Raw genomic sequence first — 20,294 nt, forward strand, 5'->3', positions numbered from 1 at the left:
TGAAATTATGCTTGAGAAAATAATAGATTGGGTCGGAGGCCTTGTTATCCATATGGTAAAGGCCCTACTAGCGCCTATTTATGGATTTATGGATACTATTCCAGTTCTAGTCTTTGGTGGAGATAAATCTAATCTAGATTTTTTATATGAAAAGAATGCAGTTACGAATGTATTAGATACCGGTATGCCTGTCATGTTTAAACTTGTTGCTTTTTGTGTTCTCGTCAGTGTAGTAATTACAGCAGCAAAATATTCAGCAACGACTCTGAATCCAAATAATCGCACGGCATTAATTGAATATGCAAAAGACTTAATGATTATCTCGATTTGCCTCTGGCATTTAGATTTCTTTTATAATTTTATTTTTGATCTAAATTCTTGGATTATAGTAGAGTTTAAAGAGGCGTTAGGGAATTTTAACCCAGATCAGCAAATACCTCTATTAAAGAATGGACTGGCAGATAATAAGACGATTACAGAACTTTCAATGAAAGACCATAAAAATGATTATATGTTTATCATATTCGGACTATTTATTGAAGCTGGATTAATGATATGGGCAAACTTTTATTATTTAATGCGTGCTGTGACACTATACGTATTAATGTTACTAGGCCCTGTAATGGTAGGAATGTGGATGTTCCCACAAAAGAAACAACAGACTTTATATTGGATTCGTGAACTTATGGGTGCAGTATTAATTCAAGCGATTCACGCAATTACCCTATGGTTAGTTATTACACTTATTGGGGGTGCGCAAAATCCTATTATAAAATTAATATTACTTGCGATGTTTATCCCAGTTGGTGAAATCGTGAAAAGCTTTATTGGCCTTAGCACCAATGCATCCGCTGGTATTCATAGAGCAGGTACGATGATGGGTATGGGTGCTTTAGCAAGTGTGGCCGGGCTAGTTAAAGGTGTTCGTGATGACTACCGCAGCGCAAAAGATAAAGGGAAAGAAAAGAAAGATGGAGAGAAAGATAATAAAGAAGATGCGGATAACCCGAAAGATGCATTAGGAGCGAATTTAGGGACAGATGTTGGTACAACATCTCGTGCAGCTCGTATGTTAAAAGCTGGTCAAATTGGAAGTTCAATTGGTAAAGCAGCGACAGGACTTGCAGGTATGGCAGCGGGAGCTGGTCTTGGACCGGGAGCGATGGTAGCAGGATCGCAAGTTGGAAGTGCATTAGGTAGTGCTCCTGGTGCAGTGGCTGGTAGAAGTGTTGCTGCAGTCGGCGAAGGAGCTGTGGCTTTAGGAAAACATATTGGTTTCAGTGTAAAAAAGGGTGCGGACACGTATTCAAATCTAAATGGCGAATCTTATCCGGAACTAACCGATGAAGATATCGCACAGGATTTAGCTACAAAAGACTTTGAAAATTGGAAAGCAGATAATCCGGATTCTGCAGTTGCAAGCCGTTTAAAACAAGCATTCCCTGGTGCATCTGATGCAGAGATTGCTAAAAAAGTAGCGAAAACAAATAGTGATCAAATGTCTCGTTTCTCAAATCAGCGGAAACAAGATTTACAAAATATGAAGAAAGCCGCTACACCATATGGAAATGCTAGAGATTTAGTAAAGGCTGCAACGAATGCATTCCAAAAGGGGTATGAGGCAGACCATAAAGACACGTTTATGAGTCAGTTACCAGAAAATATGTCAGCAGAAGAGAAAGAGAAACATTGGAACGATCATCTGAACACAAAGGTACAAGGATTTAGAAATCACGCAGAACAGGCGGCAACAAAAGCGGGAGCTATGCCAGTTGATGCGAAGGACAAACAAGGAAATAATCTGTTTGATAAGTCCTATGTGAATAAAGATGCGTTTGCTTCTCGACTTGCATTAGGAAAAGTCGGAAAAGCAGTCGAGGATGTAAAAGGAGAAACGTTAGAAAGTGGCCATCAAAATATGGGACAAGTCGGTGCTCTTGTCGGCGCTTCTACTGCTGCATTTAAGAAAGCGTATAGTGCAGACCATAAGGCTGGATTTATGAAACAATTCCCTGCAGATATGCCGCAACAAGAAAAAGAAGCAGCATGGAATAAGCATTTAGATCAAAAAGTACAAGGCTTCAAAAATTATGCACAACAAGCGGCGGAATCAGCTGGTATTGTACAGCAAAAAGACGGTACAAACTATGCGAATAAAGAAGCTTTCGCTTCTCATTTATCACAACAGTTACAAAAAGATCCTGGTTTAAATGCTATGGGTATATCCAGTTCGGCAGGTATTCAGAAGGCAGTTAATGGTGTGAAAACACACGGTTTGACAAGTGGAAATGGAAGTCAGCAAGCAAAACAAGTAAGTAATGTTGGGAACCTAGTACAAGCCTCTACAGAATCCTTTAAACAGGGCTATGCAGCAGAACAACAGGCAAGCTTTATGAAAAAGTTGTCTCCAACTATGTCTCAACCACAAAAAGAGCAAGCTTGGCAGTCTCACCTGAATGAAAAAGGAAATGAATTTAAAGCAGTCGCACAACAAGCGGCAGTACAAGCGGGAGCGATGCCCGTACAGGCAAAAGATATGAGTGGTAAGAGTCTACATAATCAATCGTATATTAATAAAGATGCCTTTGCTTCGCAATTAACGAAAGGTTTACAAAGCCATGCAAGTCTTGGAACGGTGAGCCAACAAGTAGGTTCTGGAATTACTAGTGCGATTCAAGGTGTTCGTTCACATGGCGTTGCGACAGGTGGCGCAATCAATAAAGCTGTATATGCAGCGACACAAACGCAAGCGAGTATAGCACGTGCAGGAGATCTTTCCGTTGCGGAAATTGAACGCTCTTATGCAGATGCATCAACAAGTGTAGCGAATATTGCACAAAGTGCTGGTAAAATGTCTATCCCAACTTCCGCAGTGGGACGTATGACACAGCAAAGTACAAAACTTGGCATGAGTGTAATGGAAGGTGCGAAACACCTTATGCTTGCGGATCGCATTGATACGGTATCAAATGCATACTTTAGTGCCGCGAGTGCTGTACAACAATCCGGAGGGAATGCAGTACAAAGAGTAATAAGTGGGACTACTGCTGCAGTTAATACATCATTAGGTGGGAATGCAGCAGAGCGTCACTATAATGTGACAAAAGGCTTAAGTTACGCCGCAGGTGTGATTGGTGGTGCGGGTGCTTATCAAGCAACTGCACGTATGGTAAGTAAACATAATCCGTATAACAGTGCAGTTCGTACAGAAGCAAAAGAGATTCAGGAAATTCAACAGATGGTACCGACAACAACAGATCATACAGGCGCGCAATCGGTTGTAAAAGGTGCCGTACGTCTTGTGACGACAAATAATAAATCTTGGATTGAAGCAAAAGACGCTAGTGGTATGACGCAAGTTGTATCTCGTTATGGTAGTGGAGATAGCAGTATACGATCTGGACAAGTCGTATATCAGGACTTAAATATTTCAGATGGACAATTAACGCAGTATCGTAATGGTGCGAAAGCATCTCCAGCCTATATACAAGATTCAAGTGGTGGAAAAATCAATATCAATCGCTCGATCAATGTAAATCCAAATCAATTAGTAGGAAATCAAAATCAAAGACCGTTGCAACAGAAACCGGTATTTAATGAACCACCACTTACGGTCAATCACAAGGTAGACAATGGTCACTTCTATATGTCTGATTTAGACCAAGGTGGTTATAAGAATGTACAAATGGTGGTAGAAAGAGATCGTAGTTACATGGTTGCGACAACAACAGACGGTACAGTGTCACGTATTTCGCCATTCGGAAAAGGAGATACGCGTTTACAAGCAAACCAAAGGATTGAAAGAGCTTGTGAAGTGAAAGACAGTAGTATTAAGCCAAAAGAAGAAATTTTAGTCACACATACACAGGACGAAGTTGTTCGTACAGAGACGCATCTGAATTTATCAGAACATGACCCGCAAAATCTGATTCCATTTGCGCCAAATCCTCGCTTAGCGCAGCGAAGAGGAAGAAATTCTCAAAATGGAAAATATGGTGTGATAAGTCTATGAGTCAAAATCCTAACGATCCAAATGAACAGAAAAAAAGTAATCCTTTAAAAGATGTAGCTTCCCACTTTATTAAGAAAAAAGGGATGCAAGCACGCGGGAAGATGGCAAAATTGGCAGGAAAAGCAGGAAGGGCGGCAGCGAAAGCTGCTGCCAAAATGCTAAAAGCAGGTATATTAAAAATTGTGGGTGCTGTTGTAGCAGCGGTTGGAGTACCTGCCGCTTTGGTAATGGGAGTAATTATTGCTGTGTGTGTGATTTTAGTCTCTTTTGTACCTTTTACCGATGATGAAGATAAGACAGAGGAACAAGTAAAAAAATATATGGAAGTCTCAATGGCTTTGAATGTGGATTGGAAAGAGGTCGTCGCCTTTGACATGGCACGATATGATAATGATTTAACTGGTAAAGATCCGCATGATGCTATATCATATTTCTTGGATATCCAATATGAAGAATATACGGAAAAAGAGGTATGCGAGGCGGGACCGAATGGTCCTTGCGAAAAAAAGAAAAAGGAGATGCAAAAAACAAAATCTGAAAGTTACTCCGGACCAGATGTAAAAAAGATATTAGGAGATACAGATTTTAAGAAAAAAATAGATGAGATTAATGCGAGTGGAAGTAAAAAAGTGACAACATCTTCTCATGGGCTAGAGAAAGCTATGGAACTCGCAAAGTTTAGTAAAAGTCAAAAAGAGCGTGCGCGTGAGATATTAGAAGCCGGGATGTTAGAAGGTATGTATGGACATCTAGCACCTTCTAGTAATTTTGTTGGTGGTATGTGTGTAGGTAATGTGAGCCCTGGCGGGGAGCCTGTCAATCTTAATGCAAAAGTTACAGGATATCTTCCAAAAATTAAAGAAATGGCAGAAAAACATGGTGTTGCTCAATATGTTGGTATTTTGGCTGCCCAAATGATGCAGGAATCAGGTGGAGCAGGAAATGACCCGATGCAGGCTTCAGAGGGGCAATATGGAGATATGAGCTCATCTTGTATTGGTGTAAAGGGAAATGCTCGTGTAGGGTGTATTAAAGATCCCAATATTTCTATAGAAGCAGGTGTACGGGAATTTAAAGATGTACTAGGAAAGGCCAATGGTGACATTGCACTCGCTTTGCAGTCATACAACTTTGGCGAAGGTTTTATTAGTTACGCTTTAGCAAAGGGTGGCTATTCAGAAGAAACAGCTATTGAGTTCTCAAGAAGTAAGAATCATTTAAATCCAGGTGGTTGCTCCGATCCGAATAACTTTCGAACCAAGGTAAATGCGTGTTACGGGGATTTTACATATGTTTCCAAAGTTTTAAAATATTACAAGGATTTAGGTTGTGTAGCAAATGGAGATGGAGAATGGATTTCTGATAAAGGTTGGAAATGGCCAACGAAATCAGGGCGTATTACAGGTACATTTGATGAAATTCATAATAACAAACCGCATAATGCTGTAGATATTGGAGCCATGACCGCTGGAAAACCAGGAGACCCTGTATGGTCGATGGAAGCAGGAATAGTTACAGCTCAAACAGGATATGTAAACTACGGTGGTCTAGGTGTCTATATTGACCATGGAAATGGCATTGTATCCCGTTATTTACACTTGAGTAAGATTTCAGTTACTCCAGGAACTATGGTAACAAAAGGACAAATTATCGGGGAAATGGGTGGTTCTAACTATGTTGGTGGTGTTCTGAACATGCTTGGATACGCTGTCCATTTAGATTTCCAAATTCGTATAAACGATCAACCGATGGATCCAATGAAGTTCTTTAAGAAAAATGATGATCCAGGGTTATCATCTGGTGGTTCTCCTACCATGACAAATGCTAAACGACAAAAGGTACTGGAAGAAGCGAAAAAATGGCTAGGGCAAGGAAAAGTCAGATATGTATTAGGAGACCGTAATCCACCAGGTGGCTCTTCAGATTGTTCAGGATTTACGCAGTATGTCTTTAGAACAAGCATAGGTGTACAACTTGGAGATTGGACAGGTGCTCAAGTCGGACAAGGTAAACCAGTACCAGATATCAATCATGCACAACCAGGGGATCTTATTTTCTATGAAAACCCAGGGCACGTTGCAATTTATATGGGGAATCAAAGAATGATTCATATTGGTGATAATAAAGGTGTACAAATTACAGGTCTAAACTATACGGCAAGAGGTCAACATATGACGCAAATTCGTAATGTTATAGACTGATATGGGATGTGAAGAAATGAAGAAAGTCATGAATGTGTTAGCGAATCTGCCTCGTAAGTACTTAGTTATATTGGGGATTATTGTGTTGGTAGTAGGCGTTGCTACTTATAATACGATTCATCGTTACATGATGAAATCTCAAGTACAAGAGGAAGAGCAAGTCAATCAAGATGAAATCGAGATGCTTGGAGATAAGCCAAAGGGATTTGATACAAAGGAAGAGGAATATATCGCAAAGACAAAAACTGTAGAGGATTTACTACGAAAAATTTCTAATAGTAGTTATGATGTTCCGTATTTGTTTACAAAGGCTGGATTTGGTATTGAACCAATGAAGATGACAAGTAATGAGCGTATGCTGGCTACAGAAGCTGTTCAAAGGTATTTTCTAAATGGAGATAAGTTTTACAATGCGCGTATTACCAAAATTGATCGTGGGAAAAAAGTAGATACGTTTCATATTGAAGTTTTAATTCAACAGGTAAACTTCTTAGAACCACGACAATTTAAAGTGCAGGTAAACAAATATGCTCAAATTGTAACACCAATTGAACAAATTCCACATGGACAAGAAGAAGTACCTGTGGATTAAGAAGAAAGTGAGGGTTGTGGAGAAAAACACAACCCTTTTATAAAAAAATAAAGAGTACCTAAAATTATTTATTGAATATTCATAATTTTCTGATATAATAAAACCATGGTTAAAAGAAATTTGTATATAACGCTAAATGAAATGGATATGGAGGAATACAAATGAGAATGTTAATTGGTACTGCTGCGAATTTTGTTTCGGGGTATTATATAGGACGAAATTCTGGATTATTAGGAACGTTGCTTGGCTGGGCTTTTCTGTTGGGTGGTGGCTATCTGTTAATAGAAAATTGGGATAGTATCACAGTATGGATGCATAGTTTGAATATTGTACAAGGACTAGATGGTTACGAAGACATGAGCAATGGCTTTATTTTTATATGCTTGGTAGTAAGTGGCTTTATTCTCATCTTGTTGTCACCAATTTTCGTTATATTATTATTAATTTGTTTCGTATTAATGAATATTGTAGCTTGTACACTTGTGTTATTAACATCACCAAGTACGTACATAAAGAAGAAAGATAAGGAGAGTGAATGGGAATGAGTACAATTCTAGTTTTAGGTGGATCAAATGGAAGAACGTTAGAGAAGTTGGCCAAAAAAAGAGATTGCCAGGTTATTTTTCATGATGGGAAAAATCACGGAGGCGTAAAGAAAACCTTTCGAAGTGTTATAAAAAAATGTGATGTTATTGTCATTCAAAAAGGTGCATGTGGCCATGTATCTATTGATGTAGCAAAAGAGTACGCAAAGAAGTATGATGTCCCCCTTTTATTTAATCAAGGATTTGGTGGAACTGGTGCGCTTGAAATGGGATTAAAGCATTTGAAGGTTGCATGAGGTTTGATACATATCTATGGAATTATAATTGTTAAATCAATATATAACATTTATAAAGAGGACGGAGGAAGCTAGTGTTTAAAGATATATATGTATTATTTCCACCAGAAGGGAAAGAAAGCATTGAATTTCAATTCTTTTTAGATATAGAGGGAGAGAAGTTTTACGAATATTATAAGGAAAAATATAAAGACCCTATGTCCGATGTATCTGCATATTTTCCAATGTTTCAAAATACGTATGAATCCTATTTAGAAAGATTTTTGTACCCGTATGTAAGTAGCTTTAAAGAAATTCGATTAGGACGGGATACATGGGAAAATGAAGGTATTTGGTTTGGTATTCATCAAGGCGGAAGGGAACTGGGGATTCTTTTGCCTAGAGTTGATTTTACGTATTACAAAGGAGCGTTATCCTACAAAAATTGGCGAACAAAATAACTGTACAAAGTCTTTATTTACATACAAAAAAGGAGAAATGAGAATGACACAAACAGCCGCATATCGTTATACAGTTCCGTCAGTAGATGGAGAAGGATGGGGGGTATTTTTATACGATCAATCCGGAGTTTTTACAGCTGTTACAGACTTCGGTAACTTTTCTCATTGGTTTTCATTAGGAAGAAACAAAAGTATAGAAGAATACTTAATTAGCCGAAGACCGGATCAGATACTTTGCAAAATTGCAAAAGAAGATGTGGTTGATATTGAAGGAACCATTACTTATATCAAAAAGAATTTGCTATATGATCGCAGAGAAGGGCGCTTTACAGAAGATGATGCAAGGACAGAATGGAAGCTTATTGAGGAATTACAGGTAGATTTGGAAGATTACTCAAATGAAGTAGCATTTCAATATTGGTACGACAAAACAAAGATACAATTTGACGACGGTTTTTTTCAGTACAAATATCCAAGTGCAGCTGTTCGATTTTCAAATGAAACATTTGTGAGATTTCAAGAGAAATTGAAGGTGGAATTAAAAGAGGTGCAAGCATGAAGCCAACACTTGAAATGATAAAAGATGAACGTGGTGGAGTGGAAATGACTTATACAACAAGTGGAGGTAAGCAATGCTCTACTTACTTTACCGGTCCTCTAGAAGATATAGATCACGTTTGCTCGGATTATATGAAGGGACGTTTTGCAAATGTTAGAACAAAGAAGCAAGTTGATTTCATAAAACGTAGATATAAAGAAGCATATCAAACGGTATTTGGTGTGATGGACGGATTAAAGGTAGGCGACAAGGTAGTAATGCACACTTGCTTAGAGGCAAAGCGTTATGACGGAAAAGTATGGACTTGTAGGACAGATCAGTTTACAGCAGAGAGTGGCACGCAAGTGGTTTTTCTAGAAGAGTTTAGAGGGTACTTTGCAGTTAAGTTTTTACAACGAATTAGTTTGTTAGAAAACTAAGCAGAATAATTATGTGGGAGCGATTAGTAGCTGAAATGCTAGTTATCTAGCATTTTGTGCTTATTGTTGCTGTAATGAGTGGTATCGAAAAGATAAAGAAAGTGGAGGATGGAATTAAGAATATGAGTAGTGGTATTAAATATAAATCGGGTTTCGTCATTTTGATTTATTTTGTTATGACACAATTTGTAGGGATAATAGGTGTACTATTGCTAGCAAAGACAGGTTGGTATGATATTCAGGGAAACCAACAGCAAGCAATCCAAAAACTTCTTGTGCATTGGGAACTAATTGGGTTTTCACTTACGCTGATAATCTTTTTTCTTATATATAGTAAAGAATTAATAAGTGATCCAAAGTTATCGATTAAATTATCAAGAAAATCATTCATATGGATTTTAGTTGGGATCATATTCGTATTTCTTGCGCAGATGGTTGGTAGTGTATTAGATAAGAGTGTATTTCAGCTAACTACGCAATCAGCAAATACGTCTAATACAGTCGCTGCAGCAGCAATATCTCCTGTGGCACTTATTTCAATTGTTCTTCTTGCACCGTTAGTAGAAGAGTTTGTTTTTCGTTATGCGGCCATAAACATTTTAATGTCTAAGTTTAAGCAAACTTGGAGCATAATAATAAGCTCATTGTTCTTTTCTATTATGCATTTTGATTTTCCGTTTATATTTGGTTATTTTTTAATTGGACTTGTACTTGCTGTAGTATATGTGCGTACCAATAGGTTACTAATATCATTTGTTGTTCATGCTAGTATGAACTTAATTGTTGTCATACTTCAGATTTCTTGATAAAAATGTGGTGCTTGCACACATGACATTGAAATAGGATGTTTTAAAAGAGGATACTATACTCAATAAAAGGTATAGCATCCTCTTTTTGTGAATTTAATATTTTTGATTTTTATGCGCTTTGCTTCCATAAAAGACGATTACCAGATATCTCGAATCCATGTTTCATATAAAAATTAATTTGTTTGGCTTTATGTTGACTATCATCACTAACCATAAGACCAGTTACTTTGTCTACCTGAGATTCTACTGCTATTTGTAGTAAATGTTTCATTAATATGCTTCCTAACCCCAAGTTACGTATTGGTTCTTCAATAAATATATCAGCAAGGTCTATAGTGGTTCTTGCCGATATATAATGTGCGTACAGATATGGCTCAGGGAAAACCGTTCCTTTATTTGTAATTAATCGAATTTTTAATACAATAGAATTTTCTTCGTATAAATTGGTATCTTCATATAAATGACGGTACACAATGATACCACCATTTTTAATATTGATTACAGATAAAACCTGATATCCCTCCTTTAATAACAAGTTATAAGTAGTGTGAAGTTCATATTTCACATCACCAGGTACTTGTAATTTAACTTTTCGTATTTTACTTTTTCGAGGGTTATTGTTAATACTAAACATATTATCACCTATCTTTATAATTAAATTAATATTACCTTATATTATGTTAAGTGGATTTCTATGGAATATAGGTTCAAGTCAGAGAAAAAGCACCAAAAGGTGCCTTTCTCTGACTTGAACCACTTTAATTTTAATAACACCATTTTACAACCACAAATATATCTTTAATCTTTCATATAATATTTTAACATTTTTTTCAGTTAATTGCATGTAGCTGGTAAAAAATAGTCTATTTCTTATAAATTCCTTTTCTCCATATCCACTCAATAGGACCATAGCGGAAATATTTACTCCAAATCTTGCTGAATAGTATTTGTACAAAAATAATTAAAAGCCCAAAGATACATAGTTGCCAGTAATATAAGTGTGAGACATCTTTAAAGCACCACGAAAGAATCACAAGCGTAAGTATGCTTTGAGTGATGTAATTCGTTAAAGCATACTGGCCAACGTTCATAAAGGGGTGCAGGCATTCTATATATTTTTTATTCTCACAAACTCTCAGTAGAGTACAAATATAGAATATAGCTAGCATTTTCCCTCCAAATAGAATCCATAGTTGTACATCCTGAGAGTAATAGACATCTGTTTTTATAAAGTAGTAGATAATAGGACAAGAGAGAAGGCATGAGATACATAACGAACTCCACTGTAAAAATCTAATTTTCTTTATTAATTCCGGTACCCTTTTAAAAATATTTTTCTTACCAGCCCATAACCCGATTAAAAATAAGCCTATATATTCCGGAATTCCTATGAGTAGTTGCTGGAATTCCTGAGTCATTAGAAAGAAAAGACGTGCTTTTACTTGATGAGAATAATGTATAAATAGATTTACAGTGTGATTGGTAGTGTTACCTGTAAACATATATTGATAGTAATTTGGTACTTCAGTAATAGAAGAACTTGCTCGTAAAAATACAATAATATGTAATACATAACTAACCGTTAGGAAACTACAACCAGTTATAAAAATAAGCTTAGTAGATCGCTTATAAAAGAACAATAGAATAAATCCAGCTATAGCATACGCATGTAGAATATCTCCATACCATAGAAAGGTGAAGTGGAGTAAACCGAAGACTAGTAAAATACATAGTCTCCGGGTAAATAGCTTATACATATGATATCCTTTTATTTCTGTATTTTTCATAAAGATATAAAATCCTACTCCAAATAAGAATGCGAAAATAGTGTAGAACTTTGCTTGTATAAACAAATCTACTAAAAAACGAATCGTTTTATCTGTACCGGTGTAACCTGCCTGATTAAAGGGATCTAGTCCCGTCATAGTGGGTAGATTCGCAAATAGGATACATAGTGTGGCGATACCTCTTATTATGTCTAAAGAATGAATACGGGCGTTTTGTTGCATGTTAATTCTCCTTTCTTACAAAGAAAAACGAGCACTATACTAGCTAGCGCTCGAATTACGTCTTGCAAAGAATCCATCATAGGTAGCAGCTGAAACAGCTCCTTCTAAACGTTCAACTTCTTCACCTCTGTTATAAGCTACAACAACTGGAGTACCTGGAATGTCGAACTCTTGAAAGGCACTTTGATTTTCTGGTGTAGAGATATCAATACGATAAATGGTTCTATCATGCTTTTTTGACATACGATTGATATCTGGTGCAGCTTTTTTACAAAAATGACAGGTAGGTTGATAGTAATACGCAATGAACTCTTCATGGGATTGTATTTTTTGCTTTAATTCTTCTTTTGAAATATCTTTTATATTCTCAGGTGATCCTTTTACATCTGCAGCAGATACAATTGTTTTTTCTGGTGTTATAGTTTCTGTTTTGACTGATTCATTCTTAGTTAAAGTAAAGATCGCGATACATGCAACGCATAAAGTTGTGATAACTGCTCCAATTTTGTAGACTTTTTTCATAGTAAATTCCTCCTTAAAGTAAAAAAAAGGACAAACCTCGCCCGAGTTAACAGGGCGTAAGGTTTGTCCTTCACGCTACGTACAATAGAGTATAAACAATGGAAACAAATTTTCTATCTATATAATACCATAAGATTTATATAGAATGCTATAAGAATTTTAAAAGAAAAACAAAGGAACAACTTAATTGTAAAATTTCATGTACCAGATTACATCTTAAAAATAACAAACATCACAACAAGGGGATTCTCTGTGCTGTATCCAACTGATAGGGATATCCAATAAGCATAAAATCATTCAACAAACACATCTCAAAAAGTGTGTGTACTTATGAAGTGTGTCTTAAGTACATTTTGATACCTTTTGAAGTAGTTTAAGCTGCATAGAATATACTATATCTAAAGGTGTACTTTTTGACATAGTGTATAATTTTAGCTAATTCCCCCATTTCGGGGATTTGGGCAAAAACATCCTTTGAAGAATTAGGAAGATTAAAAACACGTTATATTGTATAAAAAAGATTGAACAAAACAATCTCAAATTCTTACTGAAACATTCAACTTTATTTTAAATCTACAAATTGAAATAAAGTTGAATGTTATTAAAAAATGGAGGAATAAATTATCAATATAGTAACTATTAAATTTGGTCAAGGTACAGAAGCTTGAAGAGATATGCAAGAGGTTGCTAAAGTAAAGGGTATTCCGTTGAACCTTATGAGGAAATTGGAAAGGTGAAATTAGTTAAGAAAATCAATGATGAAATAGAGGATAAAACAAATTAAAGGGGAAATGAAAGATGAATAAATTTCAAATTATGAAAGATTTGAAAGAAGAATTTAGGAGCAATGTTTTATCTTCTTTTCTTATTTTAATTGGTACAATTATCAGTATTATTTTTGGCAATTTAACTAAGAATTTGTTTGATACTAATGTATCTGTGTGGCTATATATTATAGCATGTTATATAGCTCCTTTTATTTTCATGATATTAGAATTTTGGTTAGTTGTGAGAACGAAACGAATTGTTAAGGAAATCAACAATTTACAATAAAAAAATCACAGCAATATCTTGTTAAATAGAAAATTATTAAGCAAAGACTCTACTTAATTAGTAGGGTCTTTTTTGTCGAAAAGTAATTAAAAAAACAACCGAAAAGACTTGTAGGTCTAAGTTATTTGTGAGATAATAGACTTGTAAGGTTAAAAAATAACGAAAGGGGAAAATTAAATGACAAATAACGTTTATGAGATCGTAACAAACAAAATTATTGAGAAACTAGAACAAGGGACAGTTCCTTGGCAAAAGCCTTGGATAAACGGAAATATAGCTGTAAACTGGAAAACTCAAAAGCCGTATAGAGGGATTAATACAATGCTTTTAGATTCAGGTGAGTATCTCACGTTCAAACAGGTTAAGGAAGCAAAAGGGAAAATTAAAAAGGGGGCAAAATCAGAAATTGTGGTCTTCTGGAAGTGGTTAGAAAAAGAAGACAAAGTATCTGGGGATGTTGAAAAGATTCCAATGTTGAGATATTACAGAGTCTTTAACATAAAACAGTGTGAAGGAATTGAAAGTAAACGAAAAGAGGAAGAGACTTTTGAACATAATCCAATTGAAGAGGCGGAGAACATTGTAAAGGGGTATATAAATTCTCCAAGTCTTAGCTGGAATAGCGGAAGGGCATTTTATCAACCGGTTATGGACCATGTAAATGTACCTCCAATGAAGGATTTTCCGAAAGTTGAAGAATACTATTGCACTTTATTCCATGAATTTGTTCATTCAACAGGCCATTCTAGTAGATTAAACAGGAACGGAATCACTTCAGCAACAGCTCATTTCGGTTCTGAAGATTATTCCAAAGAGGAATTGGTTGCTGAAATTGGAGCAAGCATGTTAACTGGGTTATCAGGATTTGTAGATGTAACATTTGATAACTCAACAGCTTATATACAGTCTTGGTTGCGAAATTTAAAAAATGATAAAACATTAATTGTTAAGGCAGCCAGTCAAGCACAGAGAGCAGTAGATTATATTTTAGGAATTAGCTATAACGAAGAAAATAAAAATGAAAAAGCCATCCGCCGCTAAACGAATGACTAGGGTATAGAAGAATCTCGAACATTCTTTTATACCCCCTTATTATAACATATAATGAAGGGGAGAAGAAAAATGAAAATAAATACACCAGAATGGCTTTCATTAAGCCAAGATATAAAGATAAAGCTTATCAAATTAGCAATTTTAGAAAATAGATTCAAACACTAAACTACAATAAAATTAAAAGGAGAAGGGATCGTCTTTTTTTCCCTTTTCTTACTTATAATATTAAAGGAGTAGTTACAATGAAAGAAATAGAGAAGTATATGACGCCTGCTGAAGCATCTCATAAATGGGGAATTAAGAGAGCTACTTTAAAGAACAAAATTAGTCCATCTACATTAAGTGAAGAACAGAAAGAAGAGTTACAAAAAATGATTGAGGAAGGGTTAATTAAGTTCTTTTTAGCTCCAAATGGTACAAGAAAAGAATGGATTATTTCCAAAGATGCTATGTTTGTATGGTTTGGAGAACCACGAATTTCTAAAGAATAAAACCTTCTTTTTAGATTTGGATGAAAAGGTTTTCCCTTGCCTTTTGGGGTAGAGGTTGGCGAGTCGGTGGGGGCGATACCCCACGTTTTGAACCGTCTCATTACTAGGGATGAAAAACTAAATTCGAGTGCGAAAGGGAAGCGGTTCGGCTCGTATAATATAGAGATCAAGCCGATATAGAAAACACTTGCTTTTAGCTCTTTAGGGTTTTAATGTTTTTACTTTTTACACTTAAGGAAGTAACTGTAAGTGCAAAAAGTAAAGCGATTTATTCAATTTGTTTTTTTGAATTTTCTTATTTTGTTTACACAGGAGTGTTATAATTAGAGCAATACAAAGGGACAGTATGAGGATAGGAGGAAACATTCAGTGGAAACGAAATTAAAAGTGTTCCAAAAGGAAAGGAATAGAAATACGGTATCCATACAGGAAAAGTTACTCCAAGAAGCGATGCAAGAGAAAAAGAATGTTACGCTGATTTTATTGAAAGGCTTTCATATAAAAGGGACAATACAAGGGTATGATTTATATTCAATTTTGATAGAGGCGGAAGGGAAGCAACAGTTTGTATATAAACATGCGATCTCAACGATTCGATTCTAATATGGGTTTCTTTACCCATACCCCGAAAAAGGGGAATAAGACAGAAACTACCAATTAATAGATAATCAACGTAACAAAAAAGTAGCATTTTTATATTGTGACAAATTATTTTTGGTACAGTATTTTGTTACGGCTAATTCAACAGTTAAGACATTTCATATTTTCAAATAGAAACTGTAACAAAAACGAACGTTTATGCTACAAAATCGATTAGTAAGGTTAATTCTTCAGTTGGACTAAGAAAACTCGTTGTTATCATACATATAGTTGTTTTACCAGCACCAAATGGTCCAGGTAATCTAAAACGTTAACTACTAATAATTTGGGCAAGGTTACCCAATATAAAACAGTAGCATGAAATCCTTAGAATTTATGCTACTGTTACAGAAATATTATTTAGCTTTTACAGCTTCTTTTAATGCTTTCCCCGCTTTAAAAGAAGGTGTTTTCCCCGCAGGGATTGTAAGAGCTTCACCAGTATGTGGATTGCGTCCTTCACGGGCAGCACGTTCTCTTACTTCGAATGTGCCGAAGCCAAGTAGCTGTACATGTTCCCCATTTTGTAGTGCATGTTGAATGGACTCTAATACTGCATCTACAGCAAGACTTGCTTGTGATTTTGTTAGTTCGGATTGTATTGCAACTTGTTTAATTAATTCTGATTTGTTCATAAGGCACCTCTTATTATGATGTATACTTGTTTCAGTATAAAGGTGTAAATGAAATGGTGCAAGATAGTTTGTGATATGTAAATTCTATAACAGAAAAATGTATGATACAGAGGAAATACTCCGTATAAAAGGAATGGGGAGGAAAAAGAAGATGAAAAATGCCTTTGCAGAGCCAAATGAATTAGAACATGTTTCAGAGGTGTTACGGGCATTAGCACACCCTGTTCGCCTTCAAATTGTACATCAATTAGTAAAGAAAACTTCATTAAATGTTACTGAATTACAACACTATTTAGACATGCCACAATCCACTGTTTCGCAACATCTTGGCAGGTTAAAATTACATAAAGTCGTAGCATATGAGCGGCAAGGATTAGAAGTATTTTATCGAGTGGACGATGAAAAAGTGAAACAAACGCTGAAGATACTGATAGGTTAAACTGATAGGTTCGTTTATATGCGTAGTCATGTACAGATAAAAATAATGACTGAGAGAGGGGATTCTTCTATGGGCGGGAATTCACAGTACAATTATATAACAATAAAAGAACTCATCTGTATTCATCTTTATGTAACTGGGGAAGAAATCCCATCTGCACAAGCATTACAAATACTTAAACAGTTTGCTCCTGAGGAAATACCAGGTACAATTAGACAAGCGCGTCGGTATCGTATACGGAAAAATGGCGAAGAATTGTTCGGATACTATAGAAAGAAACATCCAAAATTATTTGATAAGCAAAAGTTATACACGTATGAAGATTTGAAACATCGAGCAGTATATGATTATTCCTCTTATTTGACGATTCATCTCTAATTCAGATAAATCACTACATATGCATTCTGTTCTAAAAAACAAATATACGCCTATTTTTTTTGAAGAATTTGAAAAACGACCGTTCAGATTGATTTTTAACGAAAGAAGACGACAGAGATAATATGTTTCTATGCTAAAAACGTTAAACGCTACATATAAGCTAATAAAAGCGTTTAACGTAAATATAAAAAAACAAGTATATTATGCAGTGCTACATGTGTATTTACGTGATAATAAAAATAATTTCACATACCGGATTGTATAATAAAAAACACTACACAAAATAAACGTTTCAAGGGTTGCTTCTGCTCTCTCTTCTCCGATACAATAGATATATATAATAACCACAAAGAAAGGTGACTCTAACCATGAATCAGCCTTTAGTCAATTTAAGAGTCGATTTTGCTTTTAAGCAATTATTTGGTGTACAGGGACAAGAGGAATTACTGATTTCCTTTTTAAATGCAATCTTGCATGAGTCTTTATCTACACCGATTGTATCGTTAAAAATTGAAGATCCACATTTGCATAAAGAATATGAAGAAGATAAATTATCCATACTAGATATACTTGCTACACTTCATGACGGAACAAAAGTCAATATCGAAATCCAACTAAGAAATACACAAGAGATTGTAAAACGTTCCCTTTACTATTGGAGTAAGCTTTATACGTCCCAGCTTGAAAAAGGAATGTCTTATCGGTCACTTCGAAAAACGATTGCAATTAACTTATTAGATTTTCATCTCTTTCCTGATTATGAAGATATGCATACAATTGGACAGTTTTGGAGTAAACAGCAGCAACAAGTTTTATTGGATGACCTAGAAATTCATTTTATTGAGCTTCCCAAATTGCTTCAGCAATGGAGAGAAGAAAAAATTAATCCGTGGGAAAATGAATTTGCTCGTTGGTTACTATTGTTACCAGCACATGAAGATGAGCATTTAACCCACACCTTGGAGGACATCGCCATGAAACAAGACCCGATGTTACAAAAAGCGATCCATAAATGGGAGAACATGAGTCAGAGCAGTTCTTTCCGCCTAGCGTATGAAGCCAGAGAAAAGGTTTTATTTGATGAGCAAGCCAAATTAGCACATGCTCGTGAAGTCGGTATTGAAGAAGGAAGAGAAAAAGGGCTTCAAGAGGGTATGGAAAAAGGTAAATTAGCTGAAAGAGAACAGTTAATCCGAGGCATGCATAAAAATGGCATGGATATAGAAGATATTGCGAAGTTTACCAATATGGATGTTACAGACATACGCCATATTTTAGGACAATAAAAGGTAGACATCTCTTATAAAGGAGATGTCTACCTTTTATTGTCTGATTATTCAGATAAAACAGGTGTGTATCTGAAGTAATTGCTAGCGATGCAATGTATAGTGATCCATTACTTTTATTAAAATATCTGCGATTAACTTTCCATTTTCAAAAATAATTTGATTCTTCGTATATACGTCTATATATTGCCCTAGTCCTTCACTTAACATAATTTCCAGTTCATTATTATCTAATATTTTACTAGTCAAAATGGTAGGATGTTTACTAAAAGCTCGATAAAAACTTAAAGTTTCAGCCAAAGATGCCACTAAGGGCCTCAACATTTCTTCATAGTATGGAAGCATATCCGCAGCTATTTTCTCATTTAAAACAAAATCTATTCCGTTATCTTTTAAATCAAATCGATATAAGAAAATCATTTTTACCGCACCTTCTTTTACTATCTTGATGCATAGATTCGTAATAGTATCTTTTTTCATTATATAGCAACATCGGTTTATTTTTCAATTTTTCTTTATTTCAATTTAGCGGGATATTTCCAATCTCGTTTATCTTTCGTATCAGAAGTTGATTTTTGTTTCTTTTGGCTAGTAATTTGTTTTTTCCTATTTTGTTGTTCTATTTTTTCAATCTTTGTTTCCATTCTTTCCATCTGTTCTTTTACTTCTTTTAACTCAAGCTTAATCTCCATCAACAATCTTAAAATTGCATCACCTTTGTTCATAGACAACATCCTTTTATATTTGTGGGTTGTTAGGGGAGCTCAATACTCCCCATTTCTATTCCAGATAACCTTCAACATCCCTTCGAAAAGGGGGAATATCAAAAAGTAATGTGAAAATCCAATGAAACTACATCACACAATAAACATTTGGTGTTTGCACTTGATGTATCAAAATGAACTATTATTCAATCGGACGATACCTGACTGAATTTTTTAGTTCAAAGATTTGATTGGTCTTTTCTTCGCTTTGTTTTTCAAAATGTTTTCGTTTGTTTTTGATAATTTCTTTTACTTGAATCCACTTTATAGAAGAATTTAGGTTATTATCATCAACATCCAATTTAGAAGTATCATTATAATTCGAGTACCTATTGTTATGCCAAATATGCTCTTCTTGTAACTTAAATATTGGGGCTAGTTCAAGGGTATCCATATTTGCAATCGATTCATGATATTCTGTTAATAACAGGTATTTAACCTCTGGGAAGTGTTTGTGCACCGGATCAATTGCAGGAACACCATTAATCAACTTGTATTTTTGTTCTTTTATAAGAGCATAGTATTCATCGTTTGTTGCATTTTTTACTTTCTCTAAAGAAATATTATCTGTAATCTTAATTGGTTCGTTGCTTATAGACATTCTATATTGAAACATATGAAAATGGCAATCGCCATGAATATGGGCTTTAAGGGCGTTAATATTAGAGTTGTGAACTAAATCAATTAATACGTTACCTGTACTTTTACCTTTTTTAATTGTTCGAAAAACAAAAATGCATCCATGAATATAATTATTTTGATAATCAATCCCTACAAAATCATATCTGTATTTATGATGTAATTCTAAAGGCTCGTCATATTTTAGTCCTATTGTTAATTCGTACATGATTTCCTCCTACAAATGGGTTTTGAATTCGTTGCTATTAGAATTATTGTATCAATTTTAATTTTTATATTACCATAGAATTTACTATTCTTAATCACTCTAGTACAGATATATATTCGAAAAGGTACAACTTTTAAAACATGTTTAATGATCATTTAGTGAAAACGATTTTTACAAATGAAAATAGCAAACTAATAAAAACAAGTTGCAATATTTCCATCAACTCAATAAGAGCATGCAGTAATTTCTACATGTTCTTTTTTTAATAAAAAGGAAAAAAGATAATGTACTTGATACATTTCGTA

Annotated in this window: 23 protein-coding genes and 1 pseudogene; 17 read left to right on the forward strand and 7 right to left on the reverse strand. The window is 35.0% G+C overall.

Annotated features, from left to right (window positions below; genetic code table 11):
* Positions 1 to 7 precede the first annotated feature (7 nt).
* The 9 genes from QCI73_RS28065 (at position 8) to QCI73_RS28105 (ending at position 9,870) form a co-directional block, all read left to right on the forward strand.
* Positions 8 to 4,012, forward strand: a complete 4,005-nt coding sequence (locus tag QCI73_RS28065) for a TrbL/VirB6 family protein (RefSeq protein ID WP_048520100.1) — start codon at positions 8 to 10, stop codon at positions 4,010 to 4,012.
* Positions 4,009 to 6,213 carry a lysozyme family protein gene (locus QCI73_RS28070; RefSeq protein ID WP_048520099.1) on the forward strand — a complete coding sequence of 735 codons (2,205 nt, stop codon included), beginning with the start codon at positions 4,009 to 4,011 and terminating at the stop codon, positions 6,211 to 6,213. Before QCI73_RS28065 ends, QCI73_RS28070 begins: the two co-directional genes overlap by 4 nt.
* A 16-nt stretch (positions 6,214 to 6,229) precedes the next feature.
* Complete coding sequence (locus tag QCI73_RS28075) at positions 6,230 to 6,805, forward strand: hypothetical protein (RefSeq protein WP_000757469.1); 576 nt, start codon at positions 6,230 to 6,232, stop codon at positions 6,803 to 6,805.
* A 161-nt stretch (positions 6,806 to 6,966) separates the two neighbouring features.
* The gene (locus tag QCI73_RS28080; RefSeq protein ID WP_048520098.1) at positions 6,967 to 7,350 is read left to right on the forward strand and encodes a hypothetical protein; all 384 of its coding nucleotides are present in this window, start codon (positions 6,967 to 6,969) and stop codon (positions 7,348 to 7,350) included.
* Positions 7,341 to 7,646: a DUF2325 domain-containing protein gene (locus QCI73_RS28085; protein WP_073541001.1), complete on the forward strand. Its 306-nt coding sequence runs from the start codon at positions 7,341 to 7,343 to the stop codon at positions 7,644 to 7,646. Before QCI73_RS28080 ends, QCI73_RS28085 begins: the two co-directional genes overlap by 10 nt.
* Before the next feature lie 74 nt (positions 7,647 to 7,720).
* Positions 7,721 to 8,086: a hypothetical protein gene (locus QCI73_RS28090; protein WP_048520096.1), complete on the forward strand. Its 366-nt coding sequence runs from the start codon at positions 7,721 to 7,723 to the stop codon at positions 8,084 to 8,086.
* A gap of 43 nt (positions 8,087 to 8,129) precedes the next feature.
* Positions 8,130 to 8,645, forward strand: a complete 516-nt coding sequence (locus QCI73_RS28095; RefSeq protein WP_048520095.1) for a phiTE_072 family protein — start codon at positions 8,130 to 8,132, stop codon at positions 8,643 to 8,645.
* Positions 8,642 to 9,064, forward strand: coding sequence for a hypothetical protein (locus QCI73_RS28100; RefSeq protein WP_061529206.1), 423 nt, complete (start codon positions 8,642 to 8,644; stop codon positions 9,062 to 9,064). The genes QCI73_RS28095 and QCI73_RS28100 overlap by 4 nt, the downstream gene beginning before the upstream one ends.
* 122 nt (positions 9,065 to 9,186) lie before the next feature.
* Positions 9,187 to 9,870 carry a CPBP family intramembrane glutamic endopeptidase gene (locus tag QCI73_RS28105; RefSeq protein WP_048520093.1) on the forward strand — a complete coding sequence of 228 codons (684 nt, stop codon included), beginning with the start codon at positions 9,187 to 9,189 and terminating at the stop codon, positions 9,868 to 9,870.
* Between the two features lie 112 nt (positions 9,871 to 9,982).
* Here QCI73_RS28105 and QCI73_RS28110 read toward each other — a convergent pair whose 3' ends face one another.
* The 3 genes from QCI73_RS28110 to QCI73_RS28120 all read right to left on the reverse strand — a co-directional run bounded on the left by QCI73_RS28110 (position 9,983) and on the right by QCI73_RS28120 (position 12,404).
* Positions 9,983 to 10,507 carry a GNAT family N-acetyltransferase gene (locus QCI73_RS28110; RefSeq protein ID WP_048520092.1) on the reverse strand — a complete coding sequence of 175 codons (525 nt, stop codon included), beginning with the start codon at positions 10,505 to 10,507 and terminating at the stop codon, positions 9,983 to 9,985.
* Between the two features lie 229 nt (positions 10,508 to 10,736).
* The gene (locus QCI73_RS28115) at positions 10,737 to 11,882 is read right to left on the reverse strand and encodes a DUF418 domain-containing protein (RefSeq protein ID WP_048520091.1); all 1,146 of its coding nucleotides are present in this window, start codon (positions 11,880 to 11,882) and stop codon (positions 10,737 to 10,739) included.
* A 39-nt stretch (positions 11,883 to 11,921) separates the two neighbouring features.
* Positions 11,922 to 12,404 (reverse strand): thioredoxin family protein, encoded by a 483-nt coding sequence (locus tag QCI73_RS28120; protein WP_000758632.1) that lies wholly within the window; start codon positions 12,402 to 12,404, stop codon positions 11,922 to 11,924.
* Between the two features lie 623 nt (positions 12,405 to 13,027).
* Between QCI73_RS28120 and QCI73_RS30910 the strand changes: the two are divergent.
* From QCI73_RS30910 to hfq, 5 genes and pseudogenes are all read left to right on the forward strand, one after another.
* Positions 13,028 to 13,179 (forward strand): annotated as a pseudogene (locus QCI73_RS30910) (DUF8088 domain-containing protein); the annotation flags it as partial.
* A gap of 23 nt (positions 13,180 to 13,202) precedes the next feature.
* Positions 13,203 to 13,457 (forward strand): hypothetical protein, encoded by a 255-nt coding sequence (locus QCI73_RS28125; protein ID WP_252650581.1) that lies wholly within the window; start codon positions 13,203 to 13,205, stop codon positions 13,455 to 13,457.
* Between the two features lie 177 nt (positions 13,458 to 13,634).
* Positions 13,635 to 14,498, forward strand: coding sequence for an ArdC family protein (locus QCI73_RS28130; RefSeq protein ID WP_252650580.1), 864 nt, complete (start codon positions 13,635 to 13,637; stop codon positions 14,496 to 14,498).
* 254 nt (positions 14,499 to 14,752) lie between these two features.
* Positions 14,753 to 15,001 (forward strand): helix-turn-helix domain-containing protein, encoded by a 249-nt coding sequence (locus QCI73_RS28135; protein WP_076872683.1) that lies wholly within the window; start codon positions 14,753 to 14,755, stop codon positions 14,999 to 15,001.
* Positions 15,002 to 15,370: 369 nt separating this feature from the next.
* Positions 15,371 to 15,604, forward strand: coding sequence for an RNA chaperone Hfq (gene hfq / locus QCI73_RS28140; RefSeq protein WP_076872684.1), 234 nt, complete (start codon positions 15,371 to 15,373; stop codon positions 15,602 to 15,604).
* 392 nt (positions 15,605 to 15,996) lie between these two features.
* Here hfq and QCI73_RS28145 read toward each other — a convergent pair whose 3' ends face one another.
* Entirely contained in the window at positions 15,997 to 16,275 is a 279-nt protein-coding gene (locus QCI73_RS28145; RefSeq protein WP_076872685.1) for an HU family DNA-binding protein, read from the reverse strand.
* 151 nt (positions 16,276 to 16,426) lie between these two features.
* Between QCI73_RS28145 and QCI73_RS28150 the strand changes: the two genes are divergently transcribed.
* The 3 genes from QCI73_RS28150 to QCI73_RS28160 all read left to right on the forward strand — a co-directional run bounded on the left by QCI73_RS28150 (position 16,427) and on the right by QCI73_RS28160 (position 18,378).
* Complete coding sequence (locus QCI73_RS28150) at positions 16,427 to 16,714, forward strand: ArsR/SmtB family transcription factor (RefSeq protein WP_076872686.1); 288 nt, start codon at positions 16,427 to 16,429, stop codon at positions 16,712 to 16,714.
* A gap of 69 nt (positions 16,715 to 16,783) precedes the next feature.
* Positions 16,784 to 17,092: a 50S ribosomal protein L7ae gene (locus QCI73_RS28155; RefSeq protein WP_076872687.1), complete on the forward strand. Its 309-nt coding sequence runs from the start codon at positions 16,784 to 16,786 to the stop codon at positions 17,090 to 17,092.
* Positions 17,093 to 17,460: 368 nt separating this feature from the next.
* Positions 17,461 to 18,378, forward strand: coding sequence for an Rpn family recombination-promoting nuclease/putative transposase (locus QCI73_RS28160; protein ID WP_076872688.1), 918 nt, complete (start codon positions 17,461 to 17,463; stop codon positions 18,376 to 18,378).
* Between the two features lie 84 nt (positions 18,379 to 18,462).
* Here the strand turns inward: QCI73_RS28160 and QCI73_RS28165 are convergent, their stop codons facing one another.
* The 3 genes from QCI73_RS28165 to QCI73_RS28175 form a co-directional block, all read right to left on the reverse strand.
* Positions 18,463 to 18,798 carry a hypothetical protein gene (locus QCI73_RS28165; RefSeq protein ID WP_072191999.1) on the reverse strand — a complete coding sequence of 112 codons (336 nt, stop codon included), beginning with the start codon at positions 18,796 to 18,798 and terminating at the stop codon, positions 18,463 to 18,465.
* 95 nt (positions 18,799 to 18,893) lie between these two features.
* On the reverse strand, positions 18,894 to 19,103 hold the full coding sequence (locus QCI73_RS28170) for a hypothetical protein (RefSeq protein WP_076872689.1): 210 nt from the start codon (positions 19,101 to 19,103) through the stop codon (positions 18,894 to 18,896).
* Positions 19,104 to 19,284: 181 nt separating this feature from the next.
* Positions 19,285 to 19,989, reverse strand: coding sequence for a hypothetical protein (locus tag QCI73_RS28175; RefSeq protein WP_076872690.1), 705 nt, complete (start codon positions 19,987 to 19,989; stop codon positions 19,285 to 19,287).
* Positions 19,990 to 20,294: the final 305 nt, after the last annotated feature.

Source organism: Bacillus cereus group sp. MG16 (assembly GCF_040459875.1).
Lineage (GTDB): Bacteria > Bacillota > Bacilli > Bacillales > Bacillaceae_G > Bacillus_A > Bacillus_A paranthracis.

What these genes read in the sequence shown, in the direction of transcription:
- QCI73_RS28065 (WP_048520100.1), top strand. Translation starts at nt 8, where the DNA reads ATGCTTGAGAAAATAATAGATTGGGTCGGAGGCCTTGTTATCCATATG.
- QCI73_RS28070 (WP_048520099.1), top strand. Translation starts at nt 4,009, where the DNA reads ATGAGTCAAAATCCTAACGATCCAAATGAACAGAAAAAAAGTAATCCT.
- QCI73_RS28075 (WP_000757469.1), top strand. Translation starts at nt 6,230, where the DNA reads ATGAAGAAAGTCATGAATGTGTTAGCGAATCTGCCTCGTAAGTACTTA.
- QCI73_RS28080 (WP_048520098.1), top strand. Translation starts at nt 6,967, where the DNA reads ATGAGAATGTTAATTGGTACTGCTGCGAATTTTGTTTCGGGGTATTAT.
- QCI73_RS28085 (WP_073541001.1), top strand. Translation starts at nt 7,341, where the DNA reads ATGGGAATGAGTACAATTCTAGTTTTAGGTGGATCAAATGGAAGAACG.
- QCI73_RS28095 (WP_048520095.1), top strand. Translation starts at nt 8,130, where the DNA reads ATGACACAAACAGCCGCATATCGTTATACAGTTCCGTCAGTAGATGGA.
- QCI73_RS28100 (WP_061529206.1), top strand. Translation starts at nt 8,642, where the DNA reads ATGAAGCCAACACTTGAAATGATAAAAGATGAACGTGGTGGAGTGGAA.
- QCI73_RS28105 (WP_048520093.1), top strand. Translation starts at nt 9,187, where the DNA reads ATGAGTAGTGGTATTAAATATAAATCGGGTTTCGTCATTTTGATTTAT.
- QCI73_RS28110 (WP_048520092.1), bottom strand. Translation starts at nt 10,507, where the DNA reads ATGTTTAGTATTAACAATAACCCTCGAAAAAGTAAAATACGAAAAGTT.
- QCI73_RS28115 (WP_048520091.1), bottom strand. Translation starts at nt 11,882, where the DNA reads ATGCAACAAAACGCCCGTATTCATTCTTTAGACATAATAAGAGGTATC.
- QCI73_RS28120 (WP_000758632.1), bottom strand. Translation starts at nt 12,404, where the DNA reads ATGAAAAAAGTCTACAAAATTGGAGCAGTTATCACAACTTTATGCGTT.
- QCI73_RS28125 (WP_252650581.1), top strand. Translation starts at nt 13,203, where the DNA reads ATGAATAAATTTCAAATTATGAAAGATTTGAAAGAAGAATTTAGGAGC.
- QCI73_RS28130 (WP_252650580.1), top strand. Translation starts at nt 13,635, where the DNA reads ATGACAAATAACGTTTATGAGATCGTAACAAACAAAATTATTGAGAAA.
- QCI73_RS28135 (WP_076872683.1), top strand. Translation starts at nt 14,753, where the DNA reads ATGAAAGAAATAGAGAAGTATATGACGCCTGCTGAAGCATCTCATAAA.
- QCI73_RS28145 (WP_076872685.1), bottom strand. Translation starts at nt 16,275, where the DNA reads ATGAACAAATCAGAATTAATTAAACAAGTTGCAATACAATCCGAACTA.
- QCI73_RS28150 (WP_076872686.1), top strand. Translation starts at nt 16,427, where the DNA reads ATGAAAAATGCCTTTGCAGAGCCAAATGAATTAGAACATGTTTCAGAG.
- QCI73_RS28155 (WP_076872687.1), top strand. Translation starts at nt 16,784, where the DNA reads ATGGGCGGGAATTCACAGTACAATTATATAACAATAAAAGAACTCATC.
- QCI73_RS28160 (WP_076872688.1), top strand. Translation starts at nt 17,461, where the DNA reads ATGAATCAGCCTTTAGTCAATTTAAGAGTCGATTTTGCTTTTAAGCAA.
- QCI73_RS28165 (WP_072191999.1), bottom strand. Translation starts at nt 18,798, where the DNA reads ATGATTTTCTTATATCGATTTGATTTAAAAGATAACGGAATAGATTTT.
- QCI73_RS28170 (WP_076872689.1), bottom strand. Translation starts at nt 19,103, where the DNA reads ATGAACAAAGGTGATGCAATTTTAAGATTGTTGATGGAGATTAAGCTT.
- QCI73_RS28175 (WP_076872690.1), bottom strand. Translation starts at nt 19,989, where the DNA reads ATGTACGAATTAACAATAGGACTAAAATATGACGAGCCTTTAGAATTA.